The organism is Bradyrhizobium sp. USDA 4449 (genome assembly GCF_054056275.1).
The window spans coordinates 1,441,676-1,455,520 of record NZ_JBSRYD010000001.1 but is presented as its reverse complement, the minus strand read 5'-3'; the positions used below and the strand labels follow the sequence as shown (position 1 = coordinate 1,455,520).

General features: G+C 64.6%; 15 protein-coding genes. 11 read left to right on the top strand and 4 right to left on the bottom strand.

The annotated features are described in order from the left end of the window. The first annotated feature begins 2 nt into the window (after window positions 1-2). The 5 genes from ACVIIW_RS06925 (at window position 3) to ACVIIW_RS06905 (ending at window position 4,888) form a co-directional block, all read left to right on the top strand. Window positions 3-767 (top strand): ATP-binding cassette domain-containing protein, encoded by a 765-nt coding sequence (locus tag ACVIIW_RS06925; RefSeq protein WP_456700062.1) that lies wholly within the window; start codon window positions 3-5, stop codon window positions 765-767. Further along, entirely contained in the window at window positions 767-1,837 is a 1,071-nt protein-coding gene (locus ACVIIW_RS06920; protein WP_456700061.1) for an ABC transporter permease, read from the top strand. Before ACVIIW_RS06925 ends, ACVIIW_RS06920 begins: the two co-directional genes overlap by 1 nt. 191 nt (window positions 1,838-2,028) lie before the next feature. Beyond that, the gene (locus ACVIIW_RS06915) at window positions 2,029-2,961 is read left to right on the top strand and encodes a sugar-binding protein (RefSeq protein ID WP_092239524.1); all 933 of its coding nucleotides are present in this window, start codon (window positions 2,029-2,031) and stop codon (window positions 2,959-2,961) included. Window positions 2,962-3,061: 100 nt separating this feature from the next. Then, window positions 3,062-4,042 carry an aldo/keto reductase gene (locus ACVIIW_RS06910; protein ID WP_456700060.1) on the top strand — a complete coding sequence of 327 codons (981 nt, stop codon included), beginning with the start codon at window positions 3,062-3,064 and terminating at the stop codon, window positions 4,040-4,042. A 3-nt stretch (window positions 4,043-4,045) separates the two neighbouring features. Next, window positions 4,046-4,888, top strand: coding sequence for an amidohydrolase family protein (locus ACVIIW_RS06905; protein WP_456700059.1), 843 nt, complete (start codon window positions 4,046-4,048; stop codon window positions 4,886-4,888). 196 nt (window positions 4,889-5,084) lie between these two features. Here ACVIIW_RS06905 and ACVIIW_RS06900 read toward each other — a convergent pair whose 3' ends face one another. Together ACVIIW_RS06900 and ACVIIW_RS06895 are read right to left on the bottom strand one after the other, a co-directional pair. Then, window positions 5,085-5,450 (bottom strand): nuclear transport factor 2 family protein, encoded by a 366-nt coding sequence (locus ACVIIW_RS06900; protein WP_456700058.1) that lies wholly within the window; start codon window positions 5,448-5,450, stop codon window positions 5,085-5,087. 198 nt (window positions 5,451-5,648) lie between these two features. Beyond that, window positions 5,649-5,999, bottom strand: coding sequence for a RidA family protein (locus ACVIIW_RS06895; protein WP_456700057.1), 351 nt, complete (start codon window positions 5,997-5,999; stop codon window positions 5,649-5,651). A gap of 260 nt (window positions 6,000-6,259) precedes the next feature. On the opposite strand from ACVIIW_RS06895, the gene ACVIIW_RS06890 reads away from it, so the two are divergent. Continuing rightward, complete coding sequence (locus tag ACVIIW_RS06890) at window positions 6,260-6,628, top strand: hypothetical protein (RefSeq protein ID WP_456705359.1); 369 nt, start codon at window positions 6,260-6,262, stop codon at window positions 6,626-6,628. A 63-nt stretch (window positions 6,629-6,691) separates the two neighbouring features. On the opposite strand, the gene ACVIIW_RS06885 is transcribed toward ACVIIW_RS06890, so the two are convergent. Further along, window positions 6,692-8,362 (bottom strand): FAD-binding dehydrogenase, encoded by a 1,671-nt coding sequence (locus tag ACVIIW_RS06885; protein ID WP_456700056.1) that lies wholly within the window; start codon window positions 8,360-8,362, stop codon window positions 6,692-6,694. A 249-nt stretch (window positions 8,363-8,611) separates the two neighbouring features. Between ACVIIW_RS06885 and ACVIIW_RS06880 the strand changes: the two genes are divergently transcribed. From ACVIIW_RS06880 to ACVIIW_RS06860, 5 genes are all read left to right on the top strand, one after another. After that, entirely contained in the window at window positions 8,612-9,136 is a 525-nt protein-coding gene (locus tag ACVIIW_RS06880) for a hypothetical protein (RefSeq protein ID WP_456700055.1), read from the top strand. 119 nt (window positions 9,137-9,255) lie between these two features. After that, the gene (locus ACVIIW_RS06875) at window positions 9,256-9,450 is read left to right on the top strand and encodes a hypothetical protein (protein ID WP_456700054.1); all 195 of its coding nucleotides are present in this window, start codon (window positions 9,256-9,258) and stop codon (window positions 9,448-9,450) included. 24 nt (window positions 9,451-9,474) lie between these two features. Continuing rightward, on the top strand, window positions 9,475-10,065 hold the full coding sequence (locus tag ACVIIW_RS06870; protein WP_456700053.1) for an SCO family protein: 591 nt from the start codon (window positions 9,475-9,477) through the stop codon (window positions 10,063-10,065). 244 nt (window positions 10,066-10,309) lie between these two features. Beyond that, entirely contained in the window at window positions 10,310-11,245 is a 936-nt protein-coding gene (locus ACVIIW_RS06865; protein ID WP_456705097.1) for a transporter substrate-binding domain-containing protein, read from the top strand. A gap of 159 nt (window positions 11,246-11,404) precedes the next feature. After that, entirely contained in the window at window positions 11,405-13,048 is a 1,644-nt protein-coding gene (locus tag ACVIIW_RS06860) for a lysine--tRNA ligase (RefSeq protein WP_456700052.1), read from the top strand. Between the two features lie 69 nt (window positions 13,049-13,117). Here the strand turns inward: ACVIIW_RS06860 and ACVIIW_RS06855 are convergent, their stop codons facing one another. Further along, window positions 13,118-13,771, bottom strand: a complete 654-nt coding sequence (locus tag ACVIIW_RS06855; RefSeq protein WP_456700051.1) for a S24 family peptidase — start codon at window positions 13,769-13,771, stop codon at window positions 13,118-13,120. Window positions 13,772-13,845 lie beyond the last annotated feature (74 nt).

The window sequence follows — 13,845 nt, the reverse complement described above, 5'->3', positions numbered from 1 at the left end:
GCATGACAACCAATCAAGGAGACGGCCAGCCGGTGCTGGAACTGACCGGCATCGGCAAGGAGTTCGGCGCCATCCGCGCGCTTCACGACGTCGATCTGCACGTGCGTCCGGGCGAAGTGGTCGGCCTGATGGGCGATAACGGCGCCGGCAAGTCGACGCTGGTCAAGATCATCGCCGGCAATTTCCGCCCAACCCACGGCGAGATTCGCTTCGACGGCAATGCCGTCCATTTCAGCCGCCCGGTCGATGCCCGCGGGGTGGGCATCGAGGTGGTCTATCAGGACCTCGCGCTCGCCGACAATCTGACGGCAGCAGCCAACGTGTTTCTCGGTCGCGAGCTGAAGCGCAAATTCGGCCCCGTCGCTTTGCTCGATCACAAGGCGATGGCGGCACGTGCGCTGGAATTGTTCGGTGAGCTGCGCTCGGAGACGCGGCCGTATGACCTGGTCAAGCAGATGTCCGGCGGCCAGCGCCAGGCGGTCGCGATCGCCCGCACCCGGCTGTCCAACGCCAAGCTCGTGATGATGGACGAACCGACGGCCGCCATCTCCGTACGCCAGGTCGAGCAGGTGCTGGGCCTGATCCACCGTCTGAAGGAGCAGGGTGTCGCCGTCATGCTGATCTCCCACCGCATGCCCGACGTGTTTGCCGTCTGCGACCGCGTCGTCGTCATGCGCCGCGGCGAGAAACGCGCGGACAAGCCGATCCACGAGACATCCCCCGAAGAAGTCACCGCCCTGATCACCGGCGCGAAGGAGGCGGCGTGATGGTCATGCCCCTGGAATCCCCCGTCACGTTCTCCAACGTCGGCAAGACAAGATGGTGGCAGCGCGGCATCTTTGCCTCGCAGACCGGCTACGTCCTGCTGGCGCTCATCGTGCTGATGATCGTGATGCGTTTTGCCAGCCCCTATTTCTTCACCGAAGGCAACATGCAGAACGTGGCGAAGAACTTTTCCTTCATCGCCATCGCCACGCTCGGAATCACGTTCGTCATCATCACCGGGGGCATTGATCTTTCCGTCGGCTCGATGATGTGTTTTTCCGCCATGATCACCTCCATGGTCATGGTCGAGCTGTCGGCACCGGGATCGTCCTTCGTCCATCTGGCCGCCGATGGAAAGACGGTCGTCGCCAATGTGCCCGGATTGATCCTGTTGATTTCGGTGCTCGCAGGTCTGTTCGTCGCGTTCATCGTCGGCCTTTTCAACGGCTTCTGCATTGCGGTGCTCGGGCTGTCGCCCTTCGTCACGACGCTGGGCATGCTCTCGATCGTGCGCGGGCTCGCTTATGTGGTCTCGAATGGCCGCGGCAGCTTTCCGGGCGGGCCGGACGCCGAGACGTTCTACGCCTTGACCTCGGGCGACGTGCTCGGTGTGCCCGCGCCATTCATCTATCTGGTGATACTCGCCGTGCTGATGGCGGTCGTGCTGCATCACACGAGCTTCGGTCGCCACGTCTTCGCGCTCGGCGGCAACGAGAAGGCGGCGGAGTTGACCGGCATCCCGGTCGCGCGCGTGAAGATCGAAGTCTATGTGATCTGCGCGCTTGCCGCCGGCCTGCAAGGCATCATCATCTCGGGCTGGCTGGGATCAGCGCCCGCGAACATGGCGACGTCCTACGAGCTCAACGTCATCGCCGCCGCCGTGATCGGCGGCGCCAATCTCGCCGGCGGCCTCGGCGGTCCGCTGGGCGCCATCGTCGGCTGCGTGCTGCTGGAGGTGATCCGCAACGGCCTCGTGCTCGCGCAGGTCAACTCCTACTGGCAGCAAACGCTCGTCGGTGTGATCATCATCCTTGCCGTGCTGGTCGACCGCATCCGCTCGCGCATGACTTAGGGCATGATCCGGAAAAGTGTGAAGCGGTTTTCCGGAAGGATCATGCTCAAAACAAAGACCTGAAGCGGAATGATGATCAATCCAGATCTCATGGCGCTTCAGGGGGTTACTCCGGAAGGACAACGAAACATCGTCTATCCGCCTGCCGGAGCATCACAAATGGATAGGCATCACAGTGTGGAGGGAAAGCAATGAAGAAGCTGTTGTTGGCCGGCGTGACCATCGCGATGATGGCGACCCCGGCATTTGCCCAGACCTACAAGTTTGCCGTCGTTCCCAAGGCGATGAACAATCCGTTCTTCGACGTGGCGCGTGACGGATGCATGAAGCGAGCCAAGGAGCTCGGCAACGTCGAGTGCATCTACAAGGGGCCGATCGAGCACGAGCCGGCGACCCAGGCGCAGATCATCCAGGACTTCATCACCCAGAAGGTGGATGGGCTCGCGATCTCGGTTGCCGACGTCGCGTCCATGACCAAGTCGATTGAGGCCGCGACCGCGGCCGGCATCCCCGTCATCACGTTCGACGCGGACGCGCCGGGCTCCAAGCGCATCGCCTATATCGGCACCAACAACAAGGACTTCGGCCTCGCACTGGGCAAGCAGTTGCTTCAGCTCCGCCCCGAAGGCGGCAAATATGCCATGGTCTCCGGCGGCCCGGGTGCCAAGAACCTTGCCGAACGTGTCGACGGCGTCCGCGAAGCGCTCAAGGGCTCGAAGTGGGTCGAGGTGCAGGGGTCGCCGACCTTCTGCAACGACGATTCCACGCTTGCGGTCCAGCAGATGACGGATCTACGGACCGCGACCCCGGATCTCGCCGCGATCGTCCCGGTCGGCGGCTGGCCGATGTTCGCCCCTGAGGGTTTCAAGGCGTTCGTCAACAAGAACAAGAAGGACATCGACAGCGGCAAGCTGACGCTCGTCGTTGCCGATACGCTGAAGATGCAGCTCGAGTTGCTGCGCGACGGCTACTCCAACGCGCTCACCGGCCAGCGCCCGTTCGAAATGGGCGAGAAGTCGATGGACACGTTGCTCGCGATCAAGAAGGGGCAGAAGGTTCCGGAAGTGATCTATACCGGTCTCGATCTCGTGACGAAGGATAACGTCGCTCAACTCTTGAAGTAGGCACGTCGAGCGGGAACGTCTGCCAGCCCCGACGTTCCCGCGCTACACTCCCTCTCCTGCCCTGCGGGGGAGGGAGTGCTGCTTTGGGAGGAAGACAGCAATGAAGCGTAACCGGCTTGCTGACGGTCTCGATGTCACTTCGATCGGCCTCGGTTCGGCGCCGCTCGGCGGATTGTTCTCGGCGGTCAGCGATGCGGATGCGGAGGCGACACTCGCGGCCGGCTGGTCTGCGGGCATCCGCTTCTACGATACCGCGCCGCTCTACGGCTTCGGCCTGGCAGAACAACGACTGGGTGCCTTCCTGCGGCAACAGAACCGCGAGTCCTATGCGATCTCGACCAAGGTCGGCCGCCTGCTGCGCGCGCCCGACGCCACGACCGTCGAGGACGAACATTACAAGGGCGCGCCCGCGCTGCGCCCGCAATACGATTTCAGCTATGATGGCGTGATGCGCTCGGTGGAGGAGAGCCTCGGCCGCCTCGGGCTCGATCGCGTCGATGTTCTGCTCGTGCATGATCCCGATGATCAGTATGAGGCTGCCGTGAGCGGTGCTTTCCGCGCGCTGGTGCGTCTGCGCGACGACGGCACGGTCAAGGCGATCGGTTCCGGCATGAACCAGTGCGAGATGCTGACGCGTTTCGCTGAAGCCGTGCCGGTCGACTGCTTCCTGCTCGCGGGGCGCTACACGCTGCTCGACCAGGGTGCGCTGGACGCGCTGTTTCCGGTTTGCGTTGCCAAGAACATCGGCATCCTGCTCGGCGGCATCTACAACAGCGGTATCCTGGCCAATCCGCGTTCGGGTGCGAAGTTCAACTACGAAGACGCCGACGCGGCGCTCGTTGCGCGCGCGCTCGAGCTCGACCAGCTCTGCCGCAAGCACGGCACCGAGCTGAAGGCCGCCGCGCTGCAGTTCTGCATGGCCCATCCGGCCGTGACGGTGGCCGTCATGGGGGCGCGCAACGCTGCCGAGGTCGCCGACAACATCGCGATGTCCGGACGCGCGGTGCCGCACGCCTTCTGGCAGGAGCTGCGCGCCAGGAAGCTCGTGGACGCGCGGGCGCCGCTGCCGGACGGAGCGTGAGCCATGTTGATCGACGCCCACCAGCATTTCTGGGATCCCGCGCGCGCCGACTACCCCTGGATGGCGGGTCCCGAGCTCGCGCCGATCCGCCGCGCTTTCACCCCCGCCGATCTCGCGCCGCTGCTGAAGGCCAACGGCATCGATGCGAGCATCTTGGTGCAATGCCGCTCTGCGATCGAGGAGACCGAGGAATTCCTAGGCGTCGCGCATGCCACGCCTTTCGTCATCGGCGTCGTCGGCTGGGCCGACCTGACCGATGCCGCGCTCGGCGACACGCTCGATCGCCTGCGCGCGCTGCCGGGCGGCGCAAAGCTGGTCGGCATTCGTCACCAGGTCCACGACGAGGCCGATCCTGACTGGCTGCTGGGCACCGAGGTCCAGCGCGGATTGGCGGCGCTGTTCAGTCGCGATCTCGCCTACGACTTCCTCGTCCGCACCCGCGAATTGCCCGCCGCGATCGCAACCGCAAAAGCCTTTCCGCAAGCCCGCTTCGTGCTCGACCACGCTGCGAAACCGCCGATCGCCGAGGGCGGCAGCGCCGAATGGACGGAGCGCATCTCGGCGCTGGCGGCCTGCGGCAATGTCTGGTGCAAGGTCTCGGGCCTCGCCACCGAAGCGAAGTGGACCGATTGGGACGCCGAGCGGCTGCTTCCATTCGTCCAGCACGTCGCCAATTGTTTCGGCGAGGATCGCCTGATCTTCGGCTCGGACTGGCCGGTATGTCTACTGGCGGGCAGCTACGGCGAGATCAAGGGCGCGCTGGACGTGTGCCTGGCGAAGCTCGGGACGCGGGTGCGCGAGAAGGCGTTCGGTGTGAACGCCAAGGCTGCGTATCTGCTGGCGTGATGCCTCTCACCCTCCGCCGGAGGGGAGGGTGGATCGCGCGCAGCGCGAGCGGAGTGGGGTGGTCTCTCCAAACGGGCGCTGGTCGAGGTGGAGAGAGCGTCACCCCACCCCGTCTCACATTCCGCTTTGCTTCATGTGAGCCGACCCATGGGCGAGCTACGCTCGTCCTGGACCCCTCAAGGGGAGGATAAGGAGGTCATGCGCCCGCCGGCACCTGATCCAGAAATCCCGTGATGCTCCTGATCCGCCCGTCCTTCAGCACGGCGAAATCCGTGCCCTTGATCGGACTGTCCGCGCCATCAGGACCGAGGCCCCATGAGAAGCGGACATGGTCGCCGTAACCATTGGGTTCGCCGATCAGGCTGAACTTGAAGTCGGGAAAGCGCTGCTGCACCCCTGATATCAGCGCGTCGATGCCGTCTCTCCCGTCGCCCTTCATCAGCGGATCGACGTAGCTCGCATCTGCCGTCCAGAACTCGCTGAGCAATTCGCGCCGGCGGCCTTGGCCGCGCTCATTCCAGAGATCGATATAGCGGTGGGCGATGGTGACGGGGTTGGTCATGAGACTCTCCTTCGATAGCGCCGTGTCGTTCGGCTGACCCGACTATCGAAGGTTCACGCGCGCCGATCGATTACCTCGGAGGTCAAGCGCATGGTCCGTGAAACGGTTTCCCGACGGGACCATGCGCCAAAAAAAACGAGTTGAAGCCAGATGACGTTCTCATCGCGCTTCAGTCGCGCGTGAATTTACTCCGCGGAATTACTTCGCCGCGGTCACCATGATCTCGACGGTGTACTGCGGCGCCGCCAGCTTGGCTTCCACGGTGGCGCGGGCCGGAGTGTTGCCTGGGGAGACCCAGCTGTCCCACACGGCGTTCATTTCCTGGAACGTCTTCATGTCGGTGATGTAGATCGTGGCGGACAGCAGCTTCGACTTGTCGGTGCCGGCCTTGGCGAGATGGCCGTCGATGGTCTTCAGGATGTCCTGGGTCTGCTTGGTCACGCTTTCGCCGGCCGCGTTGCTGGCGACGACGCCGGCGAGATAGACGGTGTTGCCGTGTACGACGACCTGGCTCATGCGCGGGCCGGCTTCAAAACGCTGAATGCTCATTGGGATCTCCTGGTGGGAATGGCGGCCCTGTCTAGCGCAGCACCTCGTGCGGAGCCACCCCGGCCACGCATGCGTTTCCGGCAACGCATGCGCTGGTTCAAGGAAACCGGTTGAAGAAAGCCCAAATCGCCTCGGCGCCGACGATATCGCTGTTCTGCGGCCCGAGCAGACCGATCCGTTGGCGGCAAAACAGCTCGGCCCGCGTCCGCCTTCCGTGCCATTCATGATCAGCATCGGCAGCGCGCGGGACGGATGGCAGGTTGCCACGCGTTCGCCAGTCAGGTTCGTGGATCGCGCTGGCGCCCGCCGTGACCAGGTCGGTCGCGCTGGCGAGCACCGAGCTCGTCGGCAATCTCTATTCCCCGCTCGCGACCTTGCGCGGTTATCTGCTGAGCGGAAATCCGCAAGGCAAGCTCGATCGCATGGAGATGTGGAAGGAGATGGACAAGGCAGCCGCTGCATTCGACGAGCGGGCGGCACAATTCACCAACCCCGAGAACAGGCAAAATGGGCAGACGCCAAGGCGCTGCTGGCCGAATTTCGCGCGGCCCAGCAGGCGCAGCGGACCAATGATCGGGTCAACAAGCTGTCGCAGGCCGCAACCCGCATCGGCGACGTGGTCGAACTGATCAACACGATCGCGGGACAGACCAATCTGCTCGCGTCGCCCCCGCAGCCGCGCGCCTCTCCGCTCAGCCCACCGCCTTCGCCGCGGCGCGACCGGCATTGCGGCCGGAGAACAGGCAGCCGCCGAGGAAGGTGCCCTCCAGCGAGCGGTAGCCGTGCACGCCGCCGCCGCCGAAGCCTGCAGCCTCGCCGACTGCGTAGAGTCCGGGGATGATTCGCCCCACGGCGCCGAACACGCGCGAGTCGAGATCGGTCTCGAAGCCGCCCAGCGTCTTGCGGGTGAGGATGTTGAGCTTGACCGCAATCAGCGGCCCCTTCTCCGGATCGAGAATGCGATGCGGTGACGCCGTGCGGATCAGTCTGTCGCCGATATAGCGCCTGGCGTTGTGGATGTTCATCACCTGCGCATCCTTGACGTAAGGGTTGGCGATCTCGCGGTCGCGCGACTCGATCTGCATCTTGATGTGGTCGAGCTTGAGCAGATCATTGCCCGCAAGCTGGTTCATCGCAGCGACGAGGTCCTCGAGCTTGTCGCGCACGATGAAATCGGCACCACGGCGCTTGAACGCCTCCACCGGCGCCGGCGCGCCCTTGTTGGTGGCCCGGCGCAAGGTCATGCGCCAGCTTTTTCCCGTGAGGTCAGGATTTTGCTCCGAGCCCGATAGCGCAAACTCCTTCTTGATGATGGCCTGGGTCAGGATGAACCACGAATAATCATAGCCTGACGACATGATGTATTTGAGCTGGCCGAGCGTGTCGGAGCCCGGAAACAAGGGCGCCGGCAGCCGCGTGCCCGTGGCGTCGAACCACATCGAGGACGGGCCGGGCAGAATGCGGATGCCGTGGCGCGGCCAGATCGGTGACCAGTTCCGGATGCCCTCGACATAGTGCCACATGCGGTCGCGGTTGATCAGCCGCGCGCCTGTTTGCTCGGTGATGCCGATCATGCGCCCGTCGACATGCTCGGGCACGCCCGAAATCATGAATTTCGGCGGCGTGCCGAGCCGCTCCGGCCAGTTCGCCCGCACCAAATCATGGTTGCCGCCGATGCCGCCGGACGCCACGATCACGGCCTGCGCCTTCAGCGCAAACTCGCCGACGACAGTGCGCGAGGAGCTCTTGCCACGCTCGACATGATCGGCGGCGAGGATCGCGCCGCTGACGCCGTCCACCGTACCGTTCGTGATCGAGAGCGCATCGACACGGTGGCGGAACTTGAAAATGAGGCGCCCGCTCTTCGCGGCCTCGCGCGCGCGGCGCTCGAAGGGCTCGACGATGCCGGGGCCGGTGCCCCAGGTGACGTGAAAGCGCGGTACCGAATTGCCGTGGCCCATTGCATCGTAGCCGCCGCGCTCGGCCCAGCCGACCACGGGGAAGATGCGATGCCCCATCGCGCGCAGCCAGTCGCGCTTCTCGCCGGCGGCGAACGCCACATAGGCCTCGGCCCATTTGCGCGGCCAGAAATCCTCATCGCGGTCGAAGCCGGCGGTGCCGAGCCAGTCCTGCATCGCCAACTCGAAGGAGTCCCTGATGCCGAGCCGGCGCTGCTCCGGCGAATCAACCAGGAACAATCCGCCGAACGACCAGAACGCCTGGCCGCCGAGCGACTGCTCGCCTTCCTGGTCGACCACGATCACGCGCTTGCCGGCATCCGCAATCTCGGTCGCCGCCACCAGTCCCGATAGTCCTGCGCCGACGACAATGACGTCAGCCTGCTCGCTCGAATCCCCGGGCATGAGTTCCCCCCTGTAGTTGCCCGGAATTGAAGCCAGCTGTCGTAACTGAGATCAAGGGCGTGGCGCGTAAGACCGCGTTAACTTGTTCCACTTCGGGATCACGGCTGGCCGAGTGCAGCGCGGACGCAACACTGGATTTGAATTTGTTTTGAGCGAGCCGGCCTGCCTAGACAAAACCACGGTCTCGACCGACGCTGGGCGCGCATCACCACCTGACACACAGATTCGAAAACGACTGGGGCGGGGGACATGAAGTTTCTGACGGGGTTGCTTGCGGCGGTTTGCTTGATCGCCTGCATGGGGGCGTCTCACGCGGTCGTTCGGATCGCGGATGACCGCGGCGGCCGGATCGGGACTTACGTCGACAAGTACCAGGACCTCAGGCAATCCGGCGATACCGTCATCATCGACGGTCTCTGCGCCTCGGCCTGCACCATCGTGCTCGGCGCCATCCCGCGCGACCGCATCTGCGTCACCTCGCACGCGACGCTCGGCTTCCACGCCGCCTGGGATTTCGGCAGCAACGGCCGCGCCGTCACCAATCCCGAAGCGACCCAGATGCTCTATGCGATGTATCCCTCGCAGGTGAAGCGCTGGATCACGCAGCGTGGCGGCCTCACGCCGCATATGCTGTTCCTGAGGGGCAGGCAGCTTCAGGCCATGTACAAGCCCTGCTATCTCGACGCGCAGGCCTCCAGCAGCAAGCCCGTTTCGGCCCGGCCTTCGCCGAAATCGGAAGAGCTGGAGTCCGCCCGAGGCCAGCTGCTTCACTGAGCCTATCAGCTTGATGTGATTTTTGGCCCGCCCGCGGCGCTTGTCCGTCGGCGGGCCAAAGCCTATTTGGGAGGCAGGGAACCGGGGCCTTCGCCCCGATCGTTGTCCCGATCGTCGTCATGGCTCAATCACTGCATCCGGCACGCCAGCTACAGGACAATTCGCCCACTGCCGCCCGTACGCCGTCCGTGCTGCTATGGACCGGCGCGGGTGCCGGCGGGCTGATGCTGATCGGCGCGCTCGCGCTCTGGTTCCATTACGGCTCCCAGGTGTTCTTCGAAATGATCAGGACCGGCTTTGCCGCCTGCTTCTGACCCGCGACAGGAAGTTTTCCGCTCATGAGCTCCCCTGCCCGTCCGCTGGTGATCGCGACCGCCTTCGCCTCGAGTCTCGTCGTCGGTCTGCTGGTGATGTTCTGGGCCATGGGCGGGGTCAGCAAGGTGGCGCAGCCGGCTGCGATCGGCGGGCCGTTCCAGCTGACCGACCAGAACGGCAAGACCGTCACCGACCAGAACCTCAAGGGCAAGCCAACCCTGATCTTCTTCGGCTACACCCATTGCCCTGACGTGTGCCCGACCTCGCTGTTCGAGATGTCGGAAGTGCTGCGTGCGATGGGCAAGGATGCCGACAAGGTCAACGCCATCTTCATCTCGGTCGATCCCGAGCGCGACACGCCGGCGACCATGAAAGACTACCTATCGAGCTTCGATCCGCATCTCGAAGGCCTGTCCGGCGATCCGGCCGAGACCGCCAAGGTGATCACCTCCTACCGGGTCTATGCCAAGAAGGTCCCGACCAAGGACGGCGACTACACCATGGACCACACTGCGCTGATCTATCTGATGGACCGCGACGGCCGTTTCGTCTCGCCGTTCAATTTGAAGCGGACCCCGGAAGAGGCCGCGGCGGACCTGAAGAAGTATCTCTGAGGGTCGTTCAACCCGCCGCGAATTCCGCTGCAACCTCTCCCGCTTGCGGGGAGGTCGGCGCGGAGCGCCGCGGGTGGGGGCTCTATCCTCTGGGGGAGTCTTTGTTGAGACACCCTCTCCCCGACCCTCCGCCGCAAGCGGGGGAGGGAGCGCACCTTCACCCTGGCCGCATTTCGGCTCGCGTTCCCGGCCGGATGGTCTATAAGGCCTTCCGATCCCGATGAAATTCATTCATTCCCGGCCGATGGCTCCATCGCAACAGGCGAAATCGTCCAAATCTGCCCGTGGCTTGCTGACGGGGCTGACCCTGGCCGCGGGCCTGCTCGCAGGGCTGTCAGGCGCCCGCGCGCAGGCCGACGCCCAGCAGCCCCCCACCGCACCTCAGGCCGCGCCGCAAGTCGCGCCCCAAGCTGCTCCCCAGGCCGTGCCCGGCTTCTGGGACCCGCGGCGCCGCCCGGAGCGGCCGGACCTGTCGCGGCTCAGCGTGATCCGCTTCCTGACCGAGACCGACTACCCGCCGTTCAACTATACCGGCGCCGACGGTAATCCGGCCGGCTTCAATGTCGATCTCGCACGCAGCCTCTGCGAGGAGATCAAAGTCTCCTGCACGGTGCAGATGCGCCGCTTCGAGACGCTGGTCGATGCGCTCACCTCGAACCGCGGTGACGCGATCATTGCCTCGATGGCGGTGAGCCCGCAGCTTCGCGCGCGGGTCGACTTCACCGATCCCTATTACCGCGTGCCGGCGCGTTTCGCCTCGCGCAAGGATGCGGTGATGCCGGAGATCAGACCCGAATATCTCGAGGGCAAGAAGGTCGGCGTCATCGCGGGCTCCGCGCATGAGGCTTATCTGAAAGCGATGTTCACCGACGCCGAATTGCACCCCTATCCCAACGACGAGGCGCTGCGCGCCGCGCTCCGCAAGGGCGAGGTCGATTTCATCTTCGGCGACGCCATCTCGCTGGCGTTCTGGATCAACGGCACCGATTCCGGCGATTGCTGCGCCTTCTCCGGCGGTCCCTTCGTCGAGAGCCGCTTCTTCGGCGAAGGCATCGGCATCGCCGTGCGCAAGGGCAACGACGTGCTGCGCCAGGCCCTGAACTGGGCCCTGTTCCGCGTCTGGGAAAAAGGCCGGTACACCGATCTGTGGCTCAAGTATTTCTCGGTGAGCCCGTTTTAGCTTCTCCTTCGCTGCCTCGTCATCGTCATTGCGACGAGCGCAGCGACGATGCAATCCAGACTGTTTCCGCGGAAAGAGGGCGGAGGCGGCTGCGTCGTCCCGCAATTTTGCATTCTGCCCGGAAATCGCTATTTTCCGCGGCCCGGAGGCCCATTCTGAATGTCCGTTATCGATCCCAACATGACCCCGAGCGATCTGCGTGCGCTCGCCGAGCAATCCAACGCCTGGCCGTTCGAGCAGGCGAAGGCCATTGTCGCGCGGTTGAAGAAGAGTCCGAAGGACGAGGTGCTGTTCGAGACCGGTTACGGTCCCTCCGGCCTGCCGCATATCGGCACGTTCGGCGAGGTCGCGCGCACCTCGATGGTGCGCCATGCCTTCCGCGTGCTGACCGAGGACAAGATCAAGACGCGCTTGCTCGCCTTCTCCGACGACATGGACGGCTTCCGCAAGGTGCCTGACAACGTGCCGAACAGGGATCTCTTGGCGCAATATCTGGGGCGGCCGCTCACTGCGGTCCCCGACCCGTTCTCGAACGAGCATCCCTCGTTTGGCGACGCCAACAATGCGCGCCTGCGTGCCTTCCTGGATCATTTCGGCTTCGACTACGAGTTCGCAAGCTCGACCGTCTATTACAAGTCCGGCCGTTTCGACGCGACCCTGCTGAAGATGCTCGCCGCCTACGACAAGGTGATGGAGATCATCCTGCCGACGCTCGGCCCCGACCGCCGCGCGACCTATTCGCCGTTCCTCCCGATCAGCAAGACCACGGGTGTCGTGCTGCAGGTGCCGATGATCCGCCGCGACGTCGCGGCCGGCACGGTGACCTATGTCGATCCTGACACCAACGAGGAAGTCGAAACGCCTGTGACCGGCGGCAACGTCAAGTGTCAGTGGAAGGCCGACTGGGCGATGCGCTGGGTCGCGCTCGGCGTCGACTACGAGATGGCCGGCAAGGACCTCATCGACTCCGTGAAGCTGTCAGGCGCAATCGCCAGGGCGCTCGGCGGCACGCCGCCCGAGGGCTTCAATTACGAGCTCTTCCTCGACGAGAAGGGCCAGAAGATTTCGAAGTCGAAGGGCAACGGCCTCACCATCGACGAATGGCTGCGCTACGCCTCGCCGGAATCGCTGTCGCTGTTCATGTATCGCGAGCCCAAGGCCGCGAAGCGGCTGTTCTTCGACGTCATCCCGCGCCAGGTCGACGACTACCAGCAGTTCATCGACGGCTTCGCCAGGCAGGATGGCAAGCAGCAGCTCGGCAATCCGGTCTGGCACATCCATGCCGGCCGGCCGCCGCAGGGCGACATGCCCGTCACGTTCCAGCTGCTGCTGACGCTGGTGTCGTCGTCGAACGCGGAGAACGCCGAGACGCTGTGGGGCTTCATCGGCCGCTATCGTCCCGGCGTGAGCCCGCAGACACATCCGAAGCTCGACGCGATGGTCGGCTACGCCATCAACTATTACCGCGACTTCGTCGCGCCGACGAAGCAGTTCCGCGTTCCCACGGAAACCGAGCGCGCCGCGCTGCAGGATCTGCGCGAAGCGCTGTCGCAGCTCCCGGCAGACGCGTCGGCCGAAGACATCCAGAACGTCGTCTACGAGATCGGCCGCCGCGAGCCGTTCCTCGACCAGGTCAAGAAGGGCAAGGACGGCCGTCCCGGCGTCACGCTCGACTGGTTCAACATGCTGTACCAGGTGCTGCTCGGCCAGGAGAAAGGCCCGCGCTTCGGCTCGTTCGTTGCAGTCTATGGCGTGCAGAACGCGGTCAACATGATCGACGGCGCGCTTGCGCGGAGTGCGTGAGCGGGCGTTATCGGAACGCGGCGCCTCCTTACTGTCGTCCTGGCTTCGCCAGGACGAAGTAGGTTTGTCTCACTGGCTCGCCCACACGATCCTTGCGATCCACGCGATATCGTTCGTTGCCAACGTCCGTTCGGCCTGCGCCGCATCAAGCGATCGCAGTTCCAGCGCCTTCGCCGTGCGCCGCTTCAGCATCGCGACCATCACCTCGCTCGTCTTCGTCCTCACCACCACGCGATCGCCTTTGCGGATTGGCGCGGTTGGCGAGACCAGGATGACAGCGCCATCGGGATAGGCGGGCATCAGGGCATCACCGGAAATCTCCAGCGCAAAGGCGCGGTTGTCCTCGGCGCTCGGCAGCGCGATCTCGCTCCAGCCTTTGCCGGACGGATAGCCCAGTTCGTCGAACGCGCCGCTTGAACTGGCTGGCGCGAGGCCAAGCAGCGGCACCGCGCGGCCATCGCCGGCCTCGTCGTCGATCAGCCTGGCAAAGGTCTCGATCGACGAGTCCGCAGCCGCCAGGGCCTTCGCGATCGATTCGGTCGAGGGCCAGCGCTCGCGGCCATCGCTGGTGACGCGCTTGGATTTGTTGAAGGTGGTGGGGTCGAGCCCGGCCCGCTTGGCGAGGCCTGATGGCGACAGTCCGGCGCGCGCGGCCAATCGGTCCAGCGCGGCCCAGATCCGGTCGTGGGTCAGCATCCTCTGCGCTTTGGCCTGTTTGACCATGGAAGGTCCAGCCCGTCGCAACTCAGGAAAACTATCCTCAAATGAACCGGTTTTCCGTTTTTCGCGCAAGGGGC

What these genes read in the sequence shown, in the direction of transcription:
- ACVIIW_RS06925 (WP_456700062.1), top strand. Translation starts at nt 3, where the DNA reads ATGACAACCAATCAAGGAGACGGCCAGCCGGTGCTGGAACTGACCGGC.
- ACVIIW_RS06920 (WP_456700061.1), top strand. Translation starts at nt 767, where the DNA reads ATGGTCATGCCCCTGGAATCCCCCGTCACGTTCTCCAACGTCGGCAAG.
- ACVIIW_RS06915 (WP_092239524.1), top strand. Translation starts at nt 2,029, where the DNA reads ATGAAGAAGCTGTTGTTGGCCGGCGTGACCATCGCGATGATGGCGACC.
- ACVIIW_RS06910 (WP_456700060.1), top strand. Translation starts at nt 3,062, where the DNA reads ATGAAGCGTAACCGGCTTGCTGACGGTCTCGATGTCACTTCGATCGGC.
- ACVIIW_RS06905 (WP_456700059.1), top strand. Translation starts at nt 4,046, where the DNA reads ATGTTGATCGACGCCCACCAGCATTTCTGGGATCCCGCGCGCGCCGAC.
- ACVIIW_RS06900 (WP_456700058.1), bottom strand. Translation starts at nt 5,450, where the DNA reads ATGACCAACCCCGTCACCATCGCCCACCGCTATATCGATCTCTGGAAT.
- ACVIIW_RS06895 (WP_456700057.1), bottom strand. Translation starts at nt 5,999, where the DNA reads ATGAGCATTCAGCGTTTTGAAGCCGGCCCGCGCATGAGCCAGGTCGTC.
- ACVIIW_RS06885 (WP_456700056.1), bottom strand. Translation starts at nt 8,362, where the DNA reads ATGCCCGGGGATTCGAGCGAGCAGGCTGACGTCATTGTCGTCGGCGCA.
- ACVIIW_RS06880 (WP_456700055.1), top strand. Translation starts at nt 8,612, where the DNA reads ATGAAGTTTCTGACGGGGTTGCTTGCGGCGGTTTGCTTGATCGCCTGC.
- ACVIIW_RS06875 (WP_456700054.1), top strand. Translation starts at nt 9,256, where the DNA reads ATGGCTCAATCACTGCATCCGGCACGCCAGCTACAGGACAATTCGCCC.
- ACVIIW_RS06870 (WP_456700053.1), top strand. Translation starts at nt 9,475, where the DNA reads ATGAGCTCCCCTGCCCGTCCGCTGGTGATCGCGACCGCCTTCGCCTCG.
- ACVIIW_RS06865 (WP_456705097.1), top strand. Translation starts at nt 10,310, where the DNA reads ATGGCTCCATCGCAACAGGCGAAATCGTCCAAATCTGCCCGTGGCTTG.
- ACVIIW_RS06860 (WP_456700052.1), top strand. Translation starts at nt 11,405, where the DNA reads ATGTCCGTTATCGATCCCAACATGACCCCGAGCGATCTGCGTGCGCTC.
- ACVIIW_RS06855 (WP_456700051.1), bottom strand. Translation starts at nt 13,771, where the DNA reads ATGGTCAAACAGGCCAAAGCGCAGAGGATGCTGACCCACGACCGGATC.